The organism is Yersinia sp. Marseille-Q5920 (assembly GCF_946902935.1).
Lineage (GTDB): Bacteria > Pseudomonadota > Gammaproteobacteria > Enterobacterales > Enterobacteriaceae > Yersinia > Yersinia rochesterensis.
Genome location: NZ_CAMPQA010000011.1, coordinates 98711 through 120155, shown reverse-complemented (window position 1 = coordinate 120155; position 21445 = coordinate 98711). Strand labels below are relative to the sequence as shown.

Genomic DNA, 21445 nt, shown 5'->3' with positions numbered 1-21445 from the left:
CTTCACCTGAATATAATTCCGCCAGAGAATAATCCCTGGCGGAGGTTCAGGATTCAGACCGGCAATTCGCCGCGACTGTCTTTGCGTTTATAAACCAAAATGGTCAGAATCAACGGCACCACAACCGCCACTAACATTGCCAAACTATAAATCGCCCAGAACTGTGGTTTGATGGACAAAATACCCGGCAACCCACCGACGCCAATACCATTGGCCGTCACCCCGGTTAGCCCACAAATCAGGCCCGCCAGTCCAGAACCAATCATGGCGCACAGCATCGGGAAACGGTATTTCAAATTAATACCGTACATGGCGGGTTCAGTCACACCGAGATAGGCGGAAATCGCCGCTGGGACAGAAATTTCGCGCTCATTGATCTTACGGCTGATGATGATAATGCCCAATACCGCAGAAGCCTGCGCAATATTAGACAAGGCAATCAATGGCCAAACGGGTGTGCCACCCATACTCTGAATCATCTGCATATCAATGGCTAACGTGGTCTGATGTATACCGGTAATCACCAGTGGCGCATACAGGAAACCAAACAGTGCGGCACCAATAGGAGCAAAACTGCCGGTCATCACCATTTTCACAATCCATGCCACACCATCACCAATCATGCGGCCAAATGGCCCAATCAAAGTATGAGCAAGGAACACGGCCAGCAACAAGGACACTACCGGCACGATAACTAAGTAGAGATAAGCGGGAATAATTTTTTTCAGATTGGTTTCAATCCAGCCCAGAGCTAAACCAGCCAGAATAGAGGGGATAACCTGCGCTTGATAGCCCACTTTTTGGATGGTGAACCAGCCGAAGTCCCAAACTTCAGGAATTTGTTGCCCTAGTTGATAGGAATTCATTAACTGCGGAGAAACCAACGTAATCCCCAGTACAATCCCCAAGACTGGTGTACCGCCCATTTTCTTCACCGTTGACCAACAGATAGCCACTGGCAGGTAGAAGAAGATGGCTTCGCCCAGCAACCAAAGGAAGTCGTAAATGGTTTGCCACGCTGGGTACATCTGCGCCAGCGTTTTGCCCTCGGACATCGGGATGTCGCCGATCACATTACGGAAACCGAGGATCAAGCCGCCGCTGATCAATGCAGGTAACAGGGGGAAGAAAATCTCGGCAAAGTGAGAAATACCGCGCTCAAACCAGGTCATATTCTGCCGCGCAGCCAGCTTGGTTTGTTCTTTATCTACTTCATTCTGGCCAATTTTAGCAATCAGCGCTTGGTAGTAATCATCGACTTCCGGCCCGATAACCACTTGAAATTGCCCGGCATTGGTAAAGCAGCCTTTGACCATAGACAGTTTTTCTATTTCTTTCGGAAAGGCTTTCGCAGGATCATTTAGCACAAAACGTAACCGGGTAATGCAATGGCTGACGGTGGCAATATTTTCTCTGCCTCCCACCAGTACGATCAATTGATCGATGTCTTGTTGTTTTACTTTGCTCATTTCAACATACCTTTCGTAAAGGTGAGATAGCGTATTGAATTGTAAGTTTTTTTTAAAAAAATCTGTCCATTCTGTCTTGAACAAAAAAACAAATTAAAAATAAACGTCGGTCACAAAAATAATAGGCTGATTATATATTCAGCTAATTAAAGATTAGCTAGGTATTTATTTTTATGAAATGGGAACGTTCCCAACTTGGGTTCAAGATCACAATTTGATAATTTTTTGTGTGATTTTTCGTCAAGAATCTACCCGCGCCAGAAATGCCCCTCAAGATTAAATGGCAGAGAGCATCACGATGGGAAAAGAAGTATCAAGCTAATTGACCGGGAATGATAATTTGTTGAATGGGTTGATTATTATTAAGTTGATCAAGCAGTTGCGATGCCGCTTTCACACCGGCGCTACCGTAACCCAGCTCAACTGACAGGCTATTAGGAAACAAAAAGCTCAACAGCGGGGTATTCCCGATGCCACAAACCTGGATATTTTGCTGCCCTTGCTGCTGCAAATACTTACTAACCCCCATGGCTATGGTATCAGAGGCACAAACTAGCGCGGAGGTATCCGGTTTTATGACTTGAGGCGCGAGCAGAAAGCCACTCTGATAGCTCAATTCACCCAACGCGACAATCGGGGTCAGGCCATATTGCTGGCAGTAATCGAGATAGGATTGGTGACGGCGCATACCGGTAGTGGCATCCGAGGGCTGCACCCCGATATAACTGATATGGCGATGTCCGGCCTGACGTAGTTTATCCATCAAGAGACGCACCGCACCTTCGTCGTCATAACAAACCGAAGAAAAACCGGCATATTCTCGCGCCAATACCACCATTTTTTCCTGCCATGGCGCGAGCATTTCTGCGGTTAAGCCGGTGAAACCAAAAAGAATGACACCATCGACATAGCGCTGTTGTAAAACATGCAAATGCTCGCTGACCAAATTGGGGTCAAACTGGCTTTCCATCAAGATAGGGTCGTAACCTTGCTGGTAGAACAGCGGCAGCATGGTGCGCACCGCCTGATTCTCAGACGGGGAATCCAGACGCGAGACAATAATCCCCACCACTTTATCACTCTGACCCCGCATCGCGCGGGCCGATTTCGATGGGGTAAATCCCTGCTGACGAATAACCGCCTCGACCCGCTCGCGAGTCTGTGGGCTGACACTGCTTTCATTATTCAAGACCCGCGAAACCGTGGATTTTCCAACTCCACTCATGCGGGCAATGTCCTTAATGGTCAAACGGTTTTGCATGGTTTACCTAATGTTTAGGTTTGAATACATATAATAAACTTATTACTGATAGCTGCCGTATTATTTATATTTAGCAGAACAGTGGGAAGCATACCATGCACAGAATCAGACTCAGCGCATGATATCTCCATGACTGGCAACATATTATTACCTTAACGGATGAAATTTCCGTCAGGGTAATTTTTGTCGTGGCAACATTTTGCCATACCAACATTTTTCCATACCAACAAGAGTCATTCTGTTTACTGCTTGTATAGCTGCTTGAGTGCTAAAACTTAAGCAAAACGATTCTTCACTCACCGGAGGTTAATTACCCAGTGGACCCTGCTCCCTCGATCTGCACCCTTTGGGTGTACCGATAAGGTCATCCTCCGTCTGACGTGGTTGCCTTATTGGATAATAACAATCCGATAGGCAGTCACTGCGCATCTCCCCCCTGCGTTGGTTTCTGCTGATGATATTTTGCCCTTTCTACGGCAGATTTGCCGTGGGTACAGCCTGAAGTTCATTCAATAAAAACTTCAGGGCGTGACAGTAAGGTTTGAACCATGCAAGTTAAAAATTTCACTCGGCAATTGCTCAATATATTGAGCCGTAACCTGCCCCGCCGCCTGATCCGCCGGGAAACCATGCTAGACGGGCTTTCTGCGGGAAGTGCGGCCCATATTCCGGCAGACCTGACTCTACAGCGTTTGCAGTGTGCCAATGAAACGCCCCAGCAACTTTATCAACGTTTTCAGAGTCACCCCGAGGGGTTGACTGAGCAGGAAGCCGAGGCCATTCGCCTAAACAGTGGCAGTAATCTGATTGAAAATCAGCAAGCTACCCCTTGGTGGGTTCATCTATGGCACTGTTATCGCAATCCTTTTAACTTACTATTGACCATTCTGGCTCTGATTTCTTACGCCACGGAAGATCTTACCGCCGCACTGGTGATTGGTGCCATGGTATTGATTTCTACCCTGATGCATTTTATTCAGGAAGCCCGCTCTAACCGCGCAGCAGATACCCTGAAAGCCATGGTCAGTAATACCGCCACGGTGCTGCGCAGTGATGCTCATACTGGAAAAAGTGAACATCGCGAGCTACCTATTTCCCAGTTAGTGCCGGGCGATATTATCAAACTGTCTGCCGGCGACATGATCCCGGCGGATCTCCGTATTCTGGTGGCAAAAGACCTGTTTATCAGCCAGGCCGCCCTGACGGGAGAATCCCTGCCGGTTGAGAAAGTCGCGCAATGCCGTGAATGTGATGAGCAGAACCCATTGGAGCGGGATACCCTGTGCTTTATGGGCACCAATGTGGTGAGTGGCTCTGCGCTCGCCATCGTCATCGGCACCGGTAACCAAACTTATTTTGGCTTACTGGCTGAGCGCGTAACTCATCAGGATGAGCAACCCAATGCTTTCCAAAGCGGCATCAGTAAAGTCAGTTGGTTGTTGATCCGCTTTATGTTGGTTATGACGCCAATTGTGTTGCTGATCAATGGGTTTACTAAAGGTGACTGGTGGGAGGCCGCGCTGTTTGCCCTCTCGGTCGCCGTGGGTTTGACCCCAGAAATGCTGCCAATGATCGTCACATCGACATTGGCAAAAGGGGCGGTGAAGCTGTCAAAACAGAAAGTTATCGTCAAACGGCTGGATGCTATCCAAAACTTTGGTGCAATGGATGTTTTGTGCACTGATAAGACCGGTACTTTGACCCAAGATAAGATTGTGCTGGAGAGCCACACCGACGTGTTTGGCGCCAATTGTGAGCGGGTACTGCGCTATGTCTGGCTCAATAGTTACTATCAAACCGGGCTAAAAAACCTACTGGATGTAGCGGTACTTTCATCCATGAGGGATTCCGCCACCGCAGAATCTCAATCTGCCGACACACTGGCGGGTTACCGCAAAATCGATGAAATTCCATTTGATTTTGAGCGCCGCCGCATGTCCGTGGTGGTCAAGGACAAATCGGATTATCACGAGCTAATCTGCAAAGGCGCATTGGAAGAAATGCTGTCTATTTGCCGCCATGTCCGCCAAGGGGATGACGTTATCCCATTGACTGACGCACTGCTGGCGCGCATTCGCCGCATCACTGATGAACAGAACCAGCAAGGGCTGCGAGTGGTGGCCGTCGCGACACGGATTTTGCCAGCATATCAACGAGATTATGCAGTTATCGACGAGTATGACCTGATTCTTGAAGGATATATCGCCTTCCTCGATCCGCCAAAAGAAAGCACTGCGCCCGCTTTACTGGCGTTGAAAAACAGCGGCGTCAACGTCAAAATTCTGACTGGCGACAACGAGTTAGTGGCGCGTAAAGTGTGTAAAGACGTCGGGCTGTCTGTCGATCAAGTCTTGCGCGGCAGTGATATCGAGCAGATGAGCGAAGCAGAGCTGGCCGAAGCGACCCGCACCACCACCCTGTTCGCCAAACTGACACCAATGCATAAAGAGCGCATCGTGCAAAACCTACGAAATGCGGGCCATGTGGTGGGATTTATGGGGGATGGTATCAATGATGCCCCGGCACTGCGGGCGGCTGATATCGGGATCTCCGTGGATTCGGCGGTAGATATTGCCAAAGAAGCGGCCGATATTATTTTGCTGGAAAAAAGCTTGATGGTGCTGGAACAGGGGGTGATAGAGGGCCGCCGCACTTTCGCCAACATGTTGAAATACATCAAAATGACGGCCAGCTCCAACTTCGGTAACGTTTTTAGTGTGCTGATTGCCAGTGCATTTTTGCCTTTCTTACCGATGCTGCCGCTACATTTGCTGATCCAAAACCTGATGTATGATATTTCCCAGATAGCCATTCCATTCGATAATGTCGACGAAGAGCAACTGGCCAAACCACAGCGCTGGAACGCCGGTGATTTAGGGCGATTTATGGTGTTCTTTGGGCCGATAAGTTCAATCTTTGACGTTTTGACCTTCAGCCTGATGTGGTGGGTATTTAAAGCCAATACACCCGAAATGCAGACCTTGTTCCAGTCCGGCTGGTTCGTCGAGGGGTTGCTGTCCCAGACCTTAATTGTGCATATGATTCGTACTCGCAAAATTCCGTTTATTCAGAGCCGCGCCTCATGGCCACTGTGTCTGATGACATTGGCCGTGGTGGTGGTCGGTATCGGGCTGACCTTCTCACCACTGGCTGGATTCCTGCAATTACAGGCGCTGCCACTGTCTTACTTCCCATGGCTGATTTTGATTTTGACCGGTTATATGGTGACGACACAACTCGTGAAAGGCTGGTTTGTGAGGAGATATGGCTGGCAGTGATTTGATTTTTATTTCAAATTTGGAGGAAGATCCGATTCGGCTGTTAGGTATCGGAGCATTGTTTCGGTTGATAATGGTTTAGTGATCTACTTATCTTCGCCGCCTCAACCGAGAAGGAGGGCAGGCCGCCCCTCCTTCACCTGCGGCTTGCGCGAAATATTGCCCTGCGGGTAAACCTCCAGCGTCTTCCGGGCTAACGAGCCAGCGCGATTCGCATCCATGCTCAAGCGCGCTTTTCGCGGGCATCCATGCCCGCTCACTCTACCCTCCATCCTTGTCGGCAATATCTCTGATTGCGCTTAACGTCAAAAACCAATTCAAAACCCTGTTTTTAGGTTTTGATGTTAAAAGCACATTTGAGCAGCCGAGTGAAAAGTGGAGGTAGGACGCGAGGCATGGACGCCGAGCGAGGGCCGCTTGAACAGGAGTGAATCGGCCCGGTCCGTCAGCGAAACGATGAGTCGAGGGCCACCCACAAAGTGGGCTAGCGATACGTGCGCAAGCGCGGGGATTCCATAAGGGGTCACGCGCTTGTGACCCCTTTGGCGGTTGAGGTAGCTGAGGTGAAGCCGCCGCCAATCTTATGTCAACCGAATCAGATCACTGAACAATTATCAACCTAAATTCGACTCAAACAATCAATCGCGATGGCCTTAAAACTATCAAAATGCTGGCTACTCAATAAACGGCTCATGGAGCGCTCGCGCACAAAAGTGACAAACAGGTCATAAATGGCCATCGCTTCTTCATAATCAGTTTTACTGATAGCCAGCAAGAAAATCACATGAGCAACTTCGCCATCCCCCCAAGAAATCCCCTCAGGAGCCAACAAAGTGACCACCACGGTTTTCTTGGCTAATAAGCCCAGTGAATGTGGCAGTGCAATCCCCTCACCCAGCATAGTGGAGACTATCGCCTCCCGCTCGACTACTGAGGGGTAAAAATCCGCATCAACAAATCCTTCTTCTTCCAACTGACCACAGACTTTTTTGAACAACTGCTCCTGGGTCATCGGTTGGTCAATAATCATAAAGTGATTGTTATCAAAGAATTTTTCCAGCATATAAGGTCGGGTGCGGTCGACTAAGACCAGTTTACCGAGTTGCTCTAATTGATATTCTGTTGGGAACGGCGACATCACCACCACCGGCTTGTTTTTCTCTGCTAATCGCGAATTGGAAATAATAAAATCTTCGTCGATATGGTCGAGATTGTCGTAATCACGCAGGGAAATAGTCTGAGTCATCACAATCTGCGGGTACTTACGGGAAATTTGCGCCTGAATCATCCGAGTGGTGGAATTCCCAGTGTCACACACCAACATGACCTGCGGATGGCGCTGATAACCAATGTTGTAATGGCGCTCCAGCCCCACCCCGATGTGCAAGACCAAATAGCCGATTTCATTCTCACTTAAGCTGTAAGGCGTATATTTCCCCCAACTGGAAACTGCCGCCAGAGTGACATCATAGGCCATGGGATAATGCTGTTTAATATTGGATAACAGTGGGTTAGGAATAGTAATCTGATATTTCACCCGCGTAATCATAGTTTTGATATGGGTAAGCAGGTCACTGCGCAGCTGCTTATCGCCCTGCAAATTGTAGTTATAGTGAGCATTGATATACGAGAGGATATAATCCACCAGCGTTTCTTCGTCATCGGCATTGATTTCACTGGGGCGGCTAGTGCTGGGCTGGCTGGTCTGTACCCGGCGGGCGGCAATGTTCACCCGCAAATAAGCTTCTTCCGCCGCTGAAATATCTTTACCGGATAAGAGCTTGAGCTGATTTGCCAAACGGCCAGAAGCCAATTTGACCGCCTCATCAACATCTTCAGCATCAAAATCAGATAATGGGTAGCCGTCGGTGATGCGTTTTATCGCCACCGCACAGTAGAAAATCAGGTATTGCTCGCCCTCATCCGTTAACCGCACCGCGTATTGTGCCAGTAACTCATGCAGCAACCCCGTCAGCTCAGGCAGCGTTTGGATACTGAGATAATCAGTATTTAATAATGGGTTATCAGCATCTTGCAGTTGTAACTGAAACAATAAATCTGTCAAACAGGTGCGAATAGCCAGCTCCGTTCCGAACAGTTTCATGCCATAGCGAGGTTTAGTTTCAATCGTCAGGTGGTAGCGGTTTAGCCTTTCTCTCACCTCAGCCATATCATTTTGCAAGGTGCCACGGCTGACAAACCATTCATCGGCTAAATCCTCTAGCTTCAATGAAAAAGCAGAGGTCAAAAAACGGATTAACAGATAATGCACTCGCTCACTGGCAGTGCGCGGCGTCAAATGCATCTTACGATTTTGCTGCTGTAAAGCACGGAAGCGCTCAGCATCATCAATCATCAGCCGATAACCAAAGCCACGGTTATGAATAAAGTGCGCACCATAATGCTCAAGAACCTCATTCAACGCCGTAATATCCGCCCGCACAGTGCGTGTCGAGACCGCAAAGCGTTTCGCCAACTCCTCTTGAGGCAGCGTTTCCGATTGCAATGCATCGAACATATAGGCCAGACGTTGATAGGGAAATCTCACTGCTCCACTCCGTTATTCAGAATATTAGCTGTCCCCCTGACAGCATGGCCGCAGGGGGCGCATACCTCATATCATTTTTTCTGTGCGGCCGGCACAAACACCATTTGCGATGGGCTGCCGACGGCGGTATAGCCAGGTACAAAGGTCAATTTGCCACTTTGTGGGTCAACTTTAAAGCGGGTTATGTTATCGCTGCGTTGATTCATGGCGTACAGGTAGTGGCCGGTGGAGTCGAGCACCAGCGTGCGCGGATAATCACCTCGCGTCCAAACCTCTTCCACGGGCTTAAATTCACCGTCCGCCGTCACAGCAAACTGGCCGATACTGTTATGCAGCCGGTTGGCGACATACAGGAATTTACCGTCTTTCGAGAGTGTCAGACCGGCCGCAAAACTGGTGCCACGGTAATCTGCTGGTAACGATGAATGCGTATATAATTGTTTTAAAGTACCTTTTTTTGCATCCAACTGATAGCTGGTCAGGGTCGAAGCTTCTTCATTAATTAAGAATAGCGTCGTCCCGTTAGGATGGAACACAAAATGACGTGGGCCGGCACCGGCGGATGAAGCGCTGATAAACGGCGGAGAGTTCGGTATCAACTTGCCATTATCCGCATCAAATTGGTATTGATAAATCCTGTCCAGCCCCAGATCAGTCGAGAATACAAATTTGCCACTCGGCGAGCTGGCAATCATGTGCGCATGTGGGCCATTGTGGTCACTGATGGCGAAGCTGCCTTCTACCGCCGCCGCCGGTTTCGCCGCGCCCGCCGGGCCTTCATCTTGCTCTACTGAGCTGGCCTCCGCGAGTTTACCGCCACTTTGCACCGGGAAAACCGCCACCGAGCCGCTGATATAGTTGGCAACCAATAAATGGCTGCCCGATGGGGTTAATGAGAGATACACCGGCCCCGCGCCCCGGGAATCAACCTGATTAATCAATGTCAAACTGCCATCAACCGGGTTGATACTGTATGCCGCAATCGCGCCGTGCTTACCCCCATTGAAATCCGCCACTTCACTGGCGACATATAAGGTTTTTCCCTGTGCATCCACCACCAGTTGTGCCGGATTAGCCAGTGAACTGACCAGCGTTTTCTCCGTCAATTCACCGGTTTTAGGATTAACTTGTAGCCGGTAAACCCCTTCCCCATTCGGGTTATAGGTTCCGACGTAAGCGAATGATTTATTGGAACTTTGTTCGGCGTTGGCCAGAGGATTAAACAGCGCGACCGTCGCCAAAGCAATGCCCGCCGACAGGCTTTTTAACCCCGTCAGGCCAGTTAAACCAGAATCTGTTGAGCTGTTATGCATATGGGTCCTTACTCATAGGGAATGGCTATCGAATGGTATGGAGCTATTCAACTTCACAGTCAGGGCACCCGGCTGGCTACCCCGTAGATACTGATGTTCTATCAAACTTGATGCCAATAAATCAGAAGGTTACTGCACGATTTTTTTGACGATATCTAATAAGGTTTTCACATCTTCCGGGCGGGTATTGCCGGTTTTGCTGTCGATAATCGAGCTATAGATATGCGGAATGACTTTTGTTACGCCAGCATCCAGTGCGATTTGCAGAATTTGTTCGAAATTCTCCAGGTCAATGCCACCGGTTGGCTCCAGCCAGAACCCAGTTGCTGCACAAGCCTCGGCAACAAAACGGTATTCTTCGATGGAATCCAGCCCATTCATTGGGAAGAATTTTACCGAACTACCGCCCATATCTTTCAGCATGGCAATAGCGGTGGTGACCGGAACAATCGCGTCCTTTTGCTGAGAACTCAGCGGGCCGGTGGAAATCTTCACATAGCCTACTTTGCCGGTCGGGGAAATCAGGCCGTTAACTACAGTATCCTGCTGGCCCAGTAAAGCGCGGCTTGGGCCGACACCGGTAAAGACTTGATTCACATGCTGCGGCTGCACTTGGTGTGAAATCTGGCTGACCATCGCCGACTGTTTGGGGTCACCCGCACCCAACCCAACCGACAACGCATTGTCGATAAGTGCCGCGTACTCGCGCATATCTTTGACGGCGCTGTCGACATCCGGATAATTCTTCGATAACACGCCCACCAGCACATGGCCTTCAGCGGCCTGATAAATATCGCGCGCATTGTCTTTAGAACCGGCCAGCACATTCAAACACACGCGGTCACGGTAATAGTTTGGGGTCAGTTTCATCAGTTAGGCTCCCTTAACCAAGCGGTTAATGCAGGTGTAAATCGTCTCGAGCTGCGATGGCGTCACACTGCGCACATCCACCTCAATCTTGCCTTCGTTGGCTTTGTAAGCGCGGAAGTAAATGGCAATATCGCCATTTTTGAGTGCCTCGACCAAATCTGGTGTTGAACGGCCAATTTTGGCTTCATCAAAGCTAATTTCAGTGCGGGCAATATCACGCCCCGCGGCATCCCAAACCACTTTGGCTGAGACACCATCAATAGTATTTAACTGGCTGATAAATGGCGTCATTTTGTCAATCATCTGCTGGCCAGTTTCTTTCTCCAGCGTCATGTAGCTTTCAATCGCGCGGGTCAAGCCAAGGATGCCCTCTTTACCCACTTTCATCGCCCGGCCAATGCCGTTTGATTGCAATTTCACCCAATCTACATAGGTTTTTTTGCCCAACACTAAGCCGCTGGTCGGCCCTTCAATGGCTTTAGCACCGCTATAAATCACCAAATCAGCGCCCATTTGGTAGTAACACTGCAAATCTTCTTCTGCGGCGGCATCAACAATTAATGGCAATTGATGCTTGCGCGCGATCACCACCGCCTGCTTAACTGACAAAATGCTTTTTTGCACACAATGATGGGATTTTATATACAAGATCGCCGCCGTATTCAGCGTGATCGCCGCTTCCAGTTGTTCTGGCAAGCACTCATTGGCATAACCCGCTTCCACCACTTTGCCGCCGCCCAATGTCACCATGGTATCAACCGGCGCGCCAAAATTAACATTGTGGCCCTTGGGCAAAACAATCTCATGGGGCACAGTGCGCGGTGCGGCGTGTAAGTTAACCAGTAAATTGGCATTGTCTTTGACAATCACGGCGGCGACCGACTGGGCTATCCCGGCAGAAGCGCAAGACACCACCACCGCACTTTCTACATTCAGTAAGCTCGCAATATAAGCGCCCGTCTGATTCACCAAATCTTTCATGACAAAGTAATGATTCAGACCCAGCTCCACGGCCTCAACCACATCCTGCCGTGGCGTTGAGACACCCAGCATCGTCATGCGGCCAGAAGCATTAATCACATGCTTTAACTGGTATTTTTCATAGACTGAAGACATCTTTTAACTTCCCTTCATCAGTTAATACTAAGTCACCGGCGACGACCGCAGCCAGTGGCACCAGATACTTCTCACCGGTTACCAATTTACCCTCTGAATCACTGAACACCTGAGGCTGTTGTTTCAGCTCAAAAATAGTGAAATCAGCGTCATAGCCAGTATCCAGCACCCCTTTATGGGTTAGGCGCAGGGCCTGTGCGGCATTTTCTGTCACACAGCGAATCACTTGCTCAAGGCTCAAGCCGATAGTGAAAAATTTGGACATCACGGTCGCCAGACTATGGACTGGCCCGCTCAGGCGGTTGCGGCAATAAATGTCGGAACTGATGGTGTGCGGGTAAATTCCTTGCTTGATGGCAAGCTCGGCCACATCAAAACTGAAACTGGCGCTACCGTGGCCCACATCTAATAATACGCCGCGCTTCAGCGCCCGCTGGATGGATTCACGTAAGGCACCGGCAGGGGTCAAAATTCGGTTCGGTTTGCCATTGTAGCAATGGGTAATAATGTCGCCCTGAGTCAGTAAATCGGCAATTTCATCCAGATCCGGCGGGTTATTGCCAATATGCACCATCAGCGGCAACTGGTTGTTTTCTTGCTGAATTTCTTTAGCGCGCACCAAGGGTGCGATGCCATTTTTACCGACTACGCTGCTACTCATGCGCGCTTTGATGCCAATAATAAAGCCGGGATTGCGGGCAATTGCCTGGCTGACACTTTGCTTATCAATCTGCGCCATATCGGCTAATTCGTTTTGCGTGACAATGCCGGTTTTCGCAATATTCAGAAAAGCATAAACATGGGTTTTGGCCGCGCGGGTTAAGCGGTAAAAATCATCTACATTATTGGCGCCGGTGCTGCCTGCATCCACCACCGTGGTGACGCCACTGGCAACGCCGACTAAATCGGCTTCATCATGATAAATAGGTGACGCGGGGTAACAGTGGACATGGGAATCAATCCAGCCAGCACTGAGGTAATATTTCCCGGCCAAATCCAATACTTTTTTAGCCGGTTTAGCTAAAAGCCCCGTTTGATTATTTGGCACTGCAGAAATAGCCGTATCCACGGCCATTATTTTGCCGTTATTAATCGCGATATCAACCTGACGGCCATCAACTAATACTGCTCCAGTGATAATAAAGTCATACATTATCTTTATTCTCCATTATAGCCTTCTTAACTTGATGTCGCGGCGGGGTAAATATCCCGTTATTGGAATATTTACCCTGTGGATTAAGAGATTGCGACTGGGAAAATAGACCCTAAAATCATGGCACCCAAAATTGCGCCACCGGTAATAGGTTTGTTCCACAGATAAAATAGTAATGCGCCGCCTAAAGAACCGATACCAATTGGAATTGAGGCGGTAATGGCGGATAAAATAATCAATGGCCCTAAGAAACGGCCAGATGAATTACCTGCGCCCATCATGACATCAGCACCGTAAGTCGAATTACTTTGGTTAATGGTAAATTTACGTGCCAAAATAATCAGATAGCCGATAGCTAAACCAATAACCAAACCCGTCACTAAAGAAGCAGCGAAATTAGCGACTGGGAAGACAAATCCAGCGCCCAGTAATAATGCTGGCACGCCCAGACCAACGCCCGTTTGAATGGCTCCACCGATATCCAAAATACCGACCAGCGAACCTTCAATAATTCGGGCGAATAAGAAGCTGGCACCAAATGCAGCAACCGCACCATAAACACCAGTGTCCATGCCCGCACGTAGCATTGAAACAAAGGCCACTTCGTTAAATGCGCCGATCCCATATAAATAATACATATGGGTACCCGCGAATACACCGGAGGATAATAATCCTACAAAGATCGGAAATGACCAGTCGGCATACCAGAAATTATTCTTGGTTTGTTCATCCATCATCAAGCTCCTCTCGCTGTGTTATTTTCCGCTTAATGCGTTATGAATAGTGTCGAGCCATACTGGAGCACTCAGACTGAATGATTCCAGGAATTTCAGATCGAATCCGCGGAAGAAACCACTGAGCACGAATAACAGCACAATAACTGTCATCATGATTTTGGTAACTTTATTCCAGCCGCTTTCCTCAACACCTTTACCAATTAAAATACCCAGAACCAGGCCCGGTACTGCGTTGCCCATAATTAACTGCGCCAAACCGCCGAAAATAGTGGCCCAGAAACCAGAGCGACGCCCAGCATCAATTGCCGCTAACCAGAAAATAACTGGCATCACGGTGTTAACCAGAATATTTGCCGCAGGTACCAGCACTTTAATTGCCGTGACCTGTAATGCCGCAGGAACTGCCGATGCCGTGGTATTTAAAAAGCTGACCACAATAACCCCGATAATCCCGCAGGCAATCGCCATTTTTTTCGGGTTATGCATGGTTTCCGCCACATTGCGATTTTTAATCATCAATGCTGCGGCACCCCAGTTAGGAATAATGCGGTGGTCGACGTCTTGAGTAAAAGCCCCTGCTGCCACTGAAGAAGCCCAGGCGTTGAAGAAGAACCCTAACCCAAAGGAGAAATGCGAAGCCGGATCACCCTCACACGAGTTCAACTCGCCCAAGGTACGAAACGCCCCCATTCCCTGTATGGTCGGTGCATGGAACATGCGGGCGGCCCCCACACCAACCCCCACACCGACCAATCCGCCGATAATAATCGACTTAAAAAGAATGATTAGAAACATCAGTTTATCCTTTTCATCTTATTTAGAAACGAAGATAACCTTATCTGTATTAATGATTGTCACACTCACGGTAATATCTAATTCGACACTGTAGGTTTTTCTTTCCCGCGACAGGAAAAAGAATAAAAACTTTTCATTTTTTACTGATAATTCTGCTTTTAATACTTTTACGTCTTGTGGCTCAATTCGCAGCAAAATATTTTGTGTCGACTTCAATACCGTATTCTGGACATTACCGAGTGCATTAGCGAAAGCTTTACCTTTAGTATCGCCTTTACCTTTGACTTGCACCTGAGTGGTATATTGCTCTTTCATTACGGCTGACCATATTTCTTGATATAGGCTTCCACCAGCTTTTGCCCTAATTCTTCTTTATCCATAAATCCGAAGCCTAAAACCTTGCAGCCTTCGTTTATTGCCGTCACGCCTTCTTCCACTGAACGCATGCCGTATTTAGCTTTGTAGCCATATTTATTTTGTGCAGTAATAGCGCCTGCACCGCCACTACCACAGAATGAAATACCGAAATCTGCTTGTTCGCTATTCATCACATCGCCCAATTTCATATCTGCGGCCACTCCGGGAATAACCACCACGCGGCCACCGGCTAACTCAACACCTTGCCCAACTTTCTGGCCTTTTCCTAAACGGTCGCCAATCACAACAGTAATTTGACTCATAGTATTTTCTCCAGAACAGGTTTTTATGGGTTATTATCTTTCGCTACTTCAAAATGCACCGACAACAAATAAGCTTCTTCAATGGGTAAATTAGGAAATTTATCGACCACCTGCTGAGCCATTTGCATCGAATGTGCTGAAATCTCATCAAATAATGATTTATCTACTTCAGGTAGTGGCTCGCCCGTTATTGAGCGCAAGACCATAGCCCGAATATGTGATGTCAACATTTGCTGCTGAACAGCATTGGTAAAAATATTTTCGGCATTTAACATCGCGGTAATTTCACCTAATACCCGCTCAGTGATGGTAATGGCCTCTTTCATTCCAGGGTCTTCGGCTGCATTCAATGCGGCTACATCATTCACGCTGGCAATCCTCTATTCCTTACGGCTACAACTTTCTGACTGCAAAGATAAGTTCAGTTATTTATTCGTCATCCCTTGCCTCTGCGCTATAACATCACCCTACCTGCAAGCGGAATGGGTGTGTAGCGGCATTTTTTCCAGTTCAAAGTGGAAATGTAATGGACTGAAGGGATCACTTTCGCAAAATACGCCGTCACATCCCTAACTTAATCATTAACAACAAAATAACTTGCTATATAAATAGAGGGTGGAAGCAGATACTGGAAAAAAGTTCGTGATCCGGATCTCTTTCTTTTCTCGCCGGAAGCGCCTAATATCAGAGTAATATTAAGCTATTTTCGAACACCCCCTCTCCTATGGCGTGGGGGTGTTGTTTTTATGTTTTGTTGAAATTGAATTGGAGAGTGGTATGACCAAGCCAACCATCACGATTAACGAGCTGGATGCTGAACGTTTGGATGCGTTACTGGCGCAACCGGCCTTTGCCGGTTCAGTGGTCGCAACAGCGCTCAATGAAGAACTGGATCGGGCAGAAATCCTGCCCCCGAATGCTATCCCGGCAGATGTCGTGACCATGAACAGTCGCGTGCGTTTTCGCGATCTGAACAGCCAGGAAGAACATATCCGCACATTGGTTTATCCGGCGTCGCTGAAAGACAGCAACGAGCAGCTCTCTGTCATGGCACCATTAGGTGCGGCATTGCTGGGGTTGCATGTGAATGACGAAATTAGTTGGAAATTGCCGGGTGGGGATGAAGCCCGCATTATCGTGCTGGAATTACTTTATCAGCCGGAAGCTGCCGGTGAATATCACCGCTAATTTATGTAATGGGGTAACGACCTAAGGCCATTACCCTCTTTCCCTGATCAGCGATACTTTTTGTGGTAAGTATCGCGCGTCGGTTTAAAGTCTTGTGCCGCTTTTTTAGCTTCATCTAACTTGCCTTGACCAGCTAATGCCAGCGCGCCATCAATCTGCCCGATCAATAAGTCTAAACCGTGGCGGAAATCTTTCACTTCAGGACTATCTTCAGCTTTGTCTTTTAACTTAGTCGGAATCCCTTTCTGTGCATCAAGTGCTGCGACCCGCATTGCCTGTAAACCTTGATTAATCGCATCGGTAGAGTCGGCTTTCAGCACTTTGCCGTAATTCTCGGCAATCGTATCCATGTTATCTGCCACACTGGCAGCCATCGCCAAGCTGCTGGCACACAGCAATGCCGCGGCCATCAAGGCCATTATTTTCTTGCTCATGCTCACATTCCTTATAATTATTGTTAAATCACGACACATCATTATTACATTGCTCATACATAACATAGGCAATGCAGGGACAATCTGACAATGACTTTTTGTAATCAAATAAGGAAAGCTCGAAAAAGAGCAAAAAAAAACTGGCAACAGATGCCAGCTTTAGATTCACAGCAACAATATATTATTCGCCCGCAATCTTCATCGCAGGTAATAAAATAGAGCCGCACTGAATGTTACTGCGGGTTTCGATGTCGCTGCCCACACTCACGATATTACGCAACATATCTTTCAGATTACCGGCGATGGTTATCTCGCTGACCGGATACTGAATCTCACCGTTTTCAACCCAAAAACCGGCCGCGCCACGGGAATAATCACCGGTCACGGTGCTAACCCCCTGCCCCATTAACTCAGTCACCACCAACCCTTTGTCCAGTTGTTTGAGCATCCCGGCGAAGTCCTGCCCCTGGCCGGCAATGCGCCAGTTATGGATACCACCCGCATGGCCGGTACTTTGCAGCCCCAACTTACGGGCCGAATAGCTGGTCAACAGATAGGTTTGCAGCACCCCGTCCTTGACGATCTCGCGTTGCAGCGTGCGCACGCCCTCACTGTCAAAGGGGGTCGAAGCCAAGCCACGCAGTAAATGTGGATGTTCTTCAATAGTTAGCCACTCCGGCAAAATCTGCTTGCCAAGGTGGTCGAGTAAGAAAGTGGATTTACGATAAATATTGCCGCCGCTAATAGCCGAAACCAAGTGACCAAACAGGCCGGTAGCGACTTCTGCGGCAAACAACACCGGCGACTGCATAGTCGGCAGTTTGCGGGGTGATAAGCGGGATAAAGTACGGCGGGCGCACTCTTCACCGACCCATTCCGGGTTGGCTAAATCTTCCATTCGACGGCCAATGGTATAGGCGTAATCCCGCTCCATATCACCATTGTGCTCTGCAATCACACTGCTGGAGAGTGAATGGCGGCTTGAGCAGTAACTCTGCAACATCCCGTGGCTATTACCGAACACCCTGATGCCATAATGGCTATTAAAACTACCACCTTCGGTATTGGTAATCCGCTTGTCAGCCTGCAATGCCGCTTGTTCTGCGCGGGCGGCCAGCAAGATACCTTGCTCAGCATCTAAATCGCTCGGATGGAACAAATCCAGATCTGGCGCTTCAAAGGCCAGCAGCGATTTTTCCGCCGGGCCAGCATAAGGATCCGGTGAGGTATAGCGGGCGATATCCAGTGCAGCCTGCACCGTACGGGCGACCGCATCCGGATTTAAGTCAGTGGTGGAGGCGCTACCCTTACGCTGTTGATGATAAACAGTGATTCCCAGCGCACCATCGCTGTTGAATTCCACGTTTTCCACTTCACCAAAGCGGGTGCTGACACTGATTCCGGTGGTTTTGCTTACGGCAACTTCGGCCGCATCAGAACCCGCACGGGCTAACTCTAAAGCCTGTGCAACTGCTTGTTCCAGCGTTTTACGCTGTTCTGCAACTTGAGTGACTACTTTCATCAGTCTGCCATAATTAATGAGATAATCGTTCAGGAAAGTGTCGTAATACGACGACTTACACGGATAAAATAGAGAATGTCCTGATTCTGAGTTTATCAGAGATCTTCGTACAATTTCGCAGAAAGCCAACAGCCTGCTACAATTAGCCTCTTTTTAAGGAATTTGACCATGAACAAGCAGCCCGAAGACTGGCTAGATGAAGTCCCAGAAGATAAAAATGACGATGATGAAGAAATTATCTGGGTCAGTAAAAGTGAAATTAAACGTGATGCTGAAGCGCTGAAAGACCTCGGTACTGAACTGGTTGAGCTGGGTAAAAATGCGCTAGAGAAGATCCCATTGGATGAAGATCTGCTGGCAGCCGTTGAATTAGCACAGAAAATCAAGAAAGAAGGCCGCCGCCGCCAGATCCAGTTAATTGGTAAAATGCTGCGCGCCCGTGATGTAGAGCCGATTCAAACTGCATTGGATAAACTGAAAAACCGCCATAATCAGCAAGTCTCGCTGTTCCACAAACTGGAATTACTGCGCGACCGTTTGGTTGAAGAAGGCGATGATGCCATCCCGACCGTGTTGGAATTGTATCCAGAGGCTGACCGCCAACAGCTGCGTAGCTTGGTGCGTAATGCCCAGAAAGAGAAAGCTGCCAATAAACCGCCGAAATCATTCCGCCAGATTTTCCAGTATCTGCGTGAATTGGCTGAGAAAAAGTAATCATCGGGCGGGGCCGGGTCAAAGGGGCCAGTTCAAGTTATATTGAAACGCAGGCTCCCGGCCAGCTCCTCTTCCGCCTCTTCGAACAATAAAACTATTGCCCCAAAACGGCGTTTCCGGCGGTGATTGAAATGAATAAATTCAATCTCTACCGGTAAAGCTATCTCGCCCGTTACCACATCCCACAGCGCATCCAGATTGGCACCAAAACCTTCGCCCAGCGCAAACTTTTGGGAGAATGCGTCGTAAAAAGCGGGAAGATCCGGTATATGGTCAAAATCGAATACCACTTTTACCATCTTTTTACTCCATCCGAATGAAATGCTTGTAGTGATCCTGAGTCAGATAAATCAGGCCGTCATTGGAGTAAAGCAACCGATCAGTACCACGATGCCCGCAACGATAATTCACATCGGCCTCACGCCAGTTGCGGCCTTTGGCATCGGGCAGTTGGCGTTCACGGTTAGAAAAACGATCGCCACCAATGGCCTTACCCGGCAATACCTTACACAAATTGCCGTCTTTTGGATTCCAGCCCTTTTCGCGCGCCTGTTGCTTAGTAATATAAAAATCCGGCAGGCGGTGATGGGCTTGCAAGTATTTGGCCACCTGCTGGTGCTGAGTTAATTGCTCGATAGGTGCTGGGGCCGATAACTGTGGCCGCTCTAAGTCCGGCGCTTGGCCGATAGCGCGCACAGTGACACCGTCGATACTCTGCCATGCTGCCACGGCCAACACCAATAACGCCGCCAGAATAGCTATAAGTCGTTTATTCATGGTTCTCCTTAACCTTTTGTGTTCCTCTCATTGTGCTGCTCATGGTGATTGCCCATGCCCCACTCTATTAATCAAAATACGATATGAATCTGCATCATAGATTGCCCAGATGAAGGGTTTTGACTTCCATAAACTCATCCAGCCCCAGCACCGAACCTTCACGACCCAGACCAGACTCTTTAACGCCACCGAAAGGCGCTAACTCGGTTGAAACCGAGCTTTCGTTCACACCAATCATACCGCTTTCCAGCGCATCTGAAACCCGGAATACTCGCTGTAAGTTCTGAGTATAAAAATAAGCCGCTAACCCGAATGGCGTGTTATTCGCCCGCTGAATGACTTCCTCTTCCGTTTTAAAACGGAAACACGCCGCCAGTGGGCCAAAGGTCTCTTCAGAGGCCACTTTCATCTGCTCTGTAGCATCTGCAATCACCGTCGGCTGGAAGAAATTACCGCCCAGTTTATGGCGGCTACCACCGGCCAATAATCGCCCGCCTTTCTCTAGCGCATCTTTGACGTGATCTTCCATTTTTTCCAACCCTGCGAGGTTAATCAGCGGCCCCATATTGACGTCTTTATCCATGCCGTTGCCCACTTTCAGTTTCTTGACTTCAGCGGCCAGCCGATTAACAAACTCGTCATAGACGCCATCCTGAATATAGAAGCGGTTGACACAAACACAGACTTGCCCGGCATTGCGGAATTTACAGGCCATAGCGCCCGCGATGGCAGCATCCAAATCGGCATCATCAAACACGATATACGGCGCATTCCCCCCCAGTTCCATGGAGATTTTCTTCATGGTGGCGGCGGCATTGCGCATCAAGGTTTTGCCGACTTCAGTCGAGCCGGTAAAGGAGATTTTGCGCACTTCAGGGCTGGCCATGATGGCATCACTGATAGCATGGGTATCACCGGCAACACCATTAAGCACCCCGGCGGGCACCCCCGCCTGCTCGGCCAATGCCAGCAAAGCAAAGGCGGAAAGCGGCGTATTGTTAGCCGGTTTAATCAGCCCGGTACAACCGGTTGCCAGTGCAGGCCCCAGTTTGCGGGTGAGCATCGCCAATGGGAAATTCCACGGCGTGATAGCCGCCACCACACCGACCGGTTCGCGGGTCGCCAGTATGCGGGCACCTTCTTTAGCGGGCGGGATGATTTCGCCATTGGCACGTTTAGCCTGCTCACTAAACCATTGAATAAAGCTGGCGGCATAAGCAACCTCGCCCAGTGCTTCTTTCAATGGTTTACCTTGCTCAGAAACCATTATTTCAGCCAATGATTTCTGGTGTTCCATAATCAGAAGATACCAACGCTGTAAAATTTCTGCGCGCTGTTTTGCGGGAGTTTTGCGCCAGGCAGGGAAAGCTTCGCTAGCGGCTTTAATGGCAGCTTCCGTTTCCTGTTTACCGGATTTAGCGACTTTTGCGACCAGCTCGCCGGTCGCAGGATTATGAACCGCAAAAGTATCCTGCGCCTGATGCCAAGAACCGCCGACAAAATAGCCAATATGATAAACACCGTCGCTATGTCGTTGCGCTTGTAAGGGATTGCTTAATGAGTTGCTCGATGGATTTTGTGCTGACATCT

At 48.9% G+C, this 21445-nt stretch carries 20 protein-coding genes; 3 read left to right on the top strand and 17 right to left on the bottom strand.

All coding sequences use genetic code 11. The features are described 5' to 3' along the window. Positions 1-53: 53 nt before the first annotated feature. Positions 54-1469 carry a PTS trehalose transporter subunit IIBC gene (gene treB, locus OVO64_RS15760; RefSeq protein ID WP_038638711.1) on the bottom strand — a complete coding sequence of 472 codons (1416 nt, stop codon included), beginning with the start codon at positions 1467-1469 and terminating at the stop codon, positions 54-56. Positions 1470-1782: 313 nt separating this feature from the next. After that, complete coding sequence (treR, locus tag OVO64_RS15755) at positions 1783-2730, bottom strand: trehalose operon repressor TreR (RefSeq protein ID WP_038638708.1); 948 nt, start codon at positions 2728-2730, stop codon at positions 1783-1785. A 548-nt stretch (positions 2731-3278) separates the two neighbouring features. Between treR and mgtA the strand changes: the two genes are divergently transcribed. Beyond that, positions 3279-6008, top strand: a complete 2730-nt coding sequence (gene mgtA / locus OVO64_RS15750) for a magnesium-translocating P-type ATPase (protein ID WP_267248888.1) — start codon at positions 3279-3281, stop codon at positions 6006-6008. 619 nt (positions 6009-6627) lie between these two features. Here the strand turns inward: mgtA and OVO64_RS15745 are convergent. The 10 genes from OVO64_RS15745 to OVO64_RS15700 form a co-directional block, all read right to left on the bottom strand. Beyond that, the gene (locus OVO64_RS15745) at positions 6628-8556 is read right to left on the bottom strand and encodes a BglG family transcription antiterminator (protein WP_120011518.1); all 1929 of its coding nucleotides are present in this window, start codon (positions 8554-8556) and stop codon (positions 6628-6630) included. Positions 8557-8627: 71 nt separating this feature from the next. Then, complete coding sequence (locus OVO64_RS15740; protein WP_145509831.1) at positions 8628-9869, bottom strand: lactonase family protein; 1242 nt, start codon at positions 9867-9869, stop codon at positions 8628-8630. A gap of 129 nt (positions 9870-9998) precedes the next feature. Then, a complete protein-coding gene (dagF, locus tag OVO64_RS15735; RefSeq protein ID WP_038638699.1) occupies positions 9999-10739 on the bottom strand; it encodes a 2-dehydro-3-deoxy-phosphogluconate aldolase in 741 nt (246 codons plus the stop codon). A 3-nt stretch (positions 10740-10742) separates the two neighbouring features. Then, entirely contained in the window at positions 10743-11855 is a 1113-nt protein-coding gene (locus OVO64_RS15730; protein ID WP_050292181.1) for a DgaE family pyridoxal phosphate-dependent ammonia lyase, read from the bottom strand. Beyond that, positions 11839-13008 carry an amidohydrolase/deacetylase family metallohydrolase gene (locus OVO64_RS15725; protein WP_267248887.1) on the bottom strand — a complete coding sequence of 390 codons (1170 nt, stop codon included), beginning with the start codon at positions 13006-13008 and terminating at the stop codon, positions 11839-11841. Before OVO64_RS15725 ends, OVO64_RS15730 begins: the two co-directional genes overlap by 17 nt. 83 nt (positions 13009-13091) lie before the next feature. Beyond that, positions 13092-13742 carry a DUF4310 family protein gene (locus OVO64_RS15720; RefSeq protein WP_032815601.1) on the bottom strand — a complete coding sequence of 217 codons (651 nt, stop codon included), beginning with the start codon at positions 13740-13742 and terminating at the stop codon, positions 13092-13094. A 21-nt stretch (positions 13743-13763) separates the two neighbouring features. Beyond that, positions 13764-14540: a DUF4311 domain-containing protein gene (locus tag OVO64_RS15715; protein WP_004392358.1), complete on the bottom strand. Its 777-nt coding sequence runs from the start codon at positions 14538-14540 to the stop codon at positions 13764-13766. Between the two features lie 18 nt (positions 14541-14558). After that, a complete protein-coding gene (locus tag OVO64_RS15710; RefSeq protein WP_038638687.1) occupies positions 14559-14855 on the bottom strand; it encodes a DUF4312 family protein in 297 nt (98 codons plus the stop codon). After that, entirely contained in the window at positions 14855-15220 is a 366-nt protein-coding gene (locus tag OVO64_RS15705; RefSeq protein WP_005271418.1) for a glycine-rich SFCGS family protein, read from the bottom strand. The genes OVO64_RS15710 and OVO64_RS15705 overlap by 1 nt, the downstream gene beginning before the upstream one ends. A 23-nt stretch (positions 15221-15243) precedes the next feature. Beyond that, positions 15244-15588: a glycine dehydrogenase gene (locus tag OVO64_RS15700; protein WP_038638682.1), complete on the bottom strand. Its 345-nt coding sequence runs from the start codon at positions 15586-15588 to the stop codon at positions 15244-15246. 409 nt (positions 15589-15997) lie between these two features. Between OVO64_RS15700 and rnk the strand changes: the two genes are divergently transcribed. Continuing rightward, complete coding sequence (gene rnk, locus OVO64_RS15695) at positions 15998-16408, top strand: nucleoside diphosphate kinase regulator (protein WP_005162545.1); 411 nt, start codon at positions 15998-16000, stop codon at positions 16406-16408. Between the two features lie 47 nt (positions 16409-16455). Here the strand turns inward: rnk and cybC are convergent, their stop codons facing one another. Both cybC and pmbA read right to left on the bottom strand, forming a co-directional pair. Next, positions 16456-16842: a cytochrome b562 gene (gene cybC / locus OVO64_RS15690; protein ID WP_038638679.1), complete on the bottom strand. Its 387-nt coding sequence runs from the start codon at positions 16840-16842 to the stop codon at positions 16456-16458. A 181-nt stretch (positions 16843-17023) separates the two neighbouring features. Continuing rightward, a complete protein-coding gene (gene pmbA, locus OVO64_RS15685) occupies positions 17024-18364 on the bottom strand; it encodes a metalloprotease PmbA (RefSeq protein ID WP_038638676.1) in 1341 nt (446 codons plus the stop codon). A 168-nt stretch (positions 18365-18532) separates the two neighbouring features. Here pmbA and yjgA point away from each other — a divergent pair, with 168 nt between their 5' ends. After that, a complete protein-coding gene (gene yjgA, locus OVO64_RS15680; protein WP_050292186.1) occupies positions 18533-19078 on the top strand; it encodes a ribosome biogenesis factor YjgA in 546 nt (181 codons plus the stop codon). A gap of 32 nt (positions 19079-19110) precedes the next feature. On the opposite strand, the gene OVO64_RS15675 is transcribed toward yjgA, so the two are convergent. From OVO64_RS15675 to OVO64_RS15665, 3 genes are all read right to left on the bottom strand, one after another. Then, positions 19111-19377: a barstar family protein gene (locus OVO64_RS15675; RefSeq protein WP_038638670.1), complete on the bottom strand. Its 267-nt coding sequence runs from the start codon at positions 19375-19377 to the stop codon at positions 19111-19113. Between the two features lie 4 nt (positions 19378-19381). Beyond that, the gene (locus OVO64_RS15670) at positions 19382-19855 is read right to left on the bottom strand and encodes a ribonuclease (protein WP_038638666.1); all 474 of its coding nucleotides are present in this window, start codon (positions 19853-19855) and stop codon (positions 19382-19384) included. Between the two features lie 94 nt (positions 19856-19949). Then, positions 19950-21443, bottom strand: coding sequence for an NAD-dependent succinate-semialdehyde dehydrogenase (locus tag OVO64_RS15665; protein ID WP_267248886.1), 1494 nt, complete (start codon positions 21441-21443; stop codon positions 19950-19952). Positions 21444-21445: the final 2 nt, after the last annotated feature.

Bases quoted from the DNA above. Each gene is read 5' to 3' on its own strand.
- OVO64_RS15705 (WP_005271418.1), bottom strand. From the start codon at position 15,220: ATGAGTCAAATTACTGTTGTGATTGGCGACCGTTTAGGAAAAGGCCAG.
- OVO64_RS15675 (WP_038638670.1), bottom strand. From the start codon at position 19,377: ATGGTAAAAGTGGTATTCGATTTTGACCATATACCGGATCTTCCCGCT.
- cybC (WP_038638679.1), bottom strand. From the start codon at position 16,842: ATGAGCAAGAAAATAATGGCCTTGATGGCCGCGGCATTGCTGTGTGCC.
- OVO64_RS15720 (WP_032815601.1), bottom strand. From the start codon at position 13,742: ATGGATGAACAAACCAAGAATAATTTCTGGTATGCCGACTGGTCATTT.
- rnk (WP_005162545.1), top strand. From the start codon at position 15,998: ATGACCAAGCCAACCATCACGATTAACGAGCTGGATGCTGAACGTTTG.
- dagF (WP_038638699.1), bottom strand. From the start codon at position 10,739: ATGAAACTGACCCCAAACTATTACCGTGACCGCGTGTGTTTGAATGTG.
- OVO64_RS15665 (WP_267248886.1), bottom strand. From the start codon at position 21,443: ATGTCAGCACAAAATCCATCGAGCAACTCATTAAGCAATCCCTTACAA.
- yjgA (WP_050292186.1), top strand. From the start codon at position 18,533: ATGAACAAGCAGCCCGAAGACTGGCTAGATGAAGTCCCAGAAGATAAA.
- OVO64_RS15725 (WP_267248887.1), bottom strand. From the start codon at position 13,008: ATGTATGACTTTATTATCACTGGAGCAGTATTAGTTGATGGCCGTCAG.
- OVO64_RS15715 (WP_004392358.1), bottom strand. From the start codon at position 14,540: ATGTTTCTAATCATTCTTTTTAAGTCGATTATTATCGGCGGATTGGTC.
- OVO64_RS15730 (WP_050292181.1), bottom strand. From the start codon at position 11,855: ATGTCTTCAGTCTATGAAAAATACCAGTTAAAGCATGTGATTAATGCT.
- treB (WP_038638711.1), bottom strand. From the start codon at position 1,469: ATGAGCAAAGTAAAACAACAAGACATCGATCAATTGATCGTACTGGTG.
- OVO64_RS15710 (WP_038638687.1), bottom strand. From the start codon at position 14,855: ATGAAAGAGCAATATACCACTCAGGTGCAAGTCAAAGGTAAAGGCGAT.
- OVO64_RS15670 (WP_038638666.1), bottom strand. From the start codon at position 19,855: ATGAATAAACGACTTATAGCTATTCTGGCGGCGTTATTGGTGTTGGCC.
- treR (WP_038638708.1), bottom strand. From the start codon at position 2,730: ATGCAAAACCGTTTGACCATTAAGGACATTGCCCGCATGAGTGGAGTT.
- OVO64_RS15740 (WP_145509831.1), bottom strand. From the start codon at position 9,869: ATGCATAACAGCTCAACAGATTCTGGTTTAACTGGCCTGACGGGGTTA.
- pmbA (WP_038638676.1), bottom strand. From the start codon at position 18,364: ATGAAAGTAGTCACTCAAGTTGCAGAACAGCGTAAAACGCTGGAACAA.
- mgtA (WP_267248888.1), top strand. From the start codon at position 3,279: ATGCAAGTTAAAAATTTCACTCGGCAATTGCTCAATATATTGAGCCGT.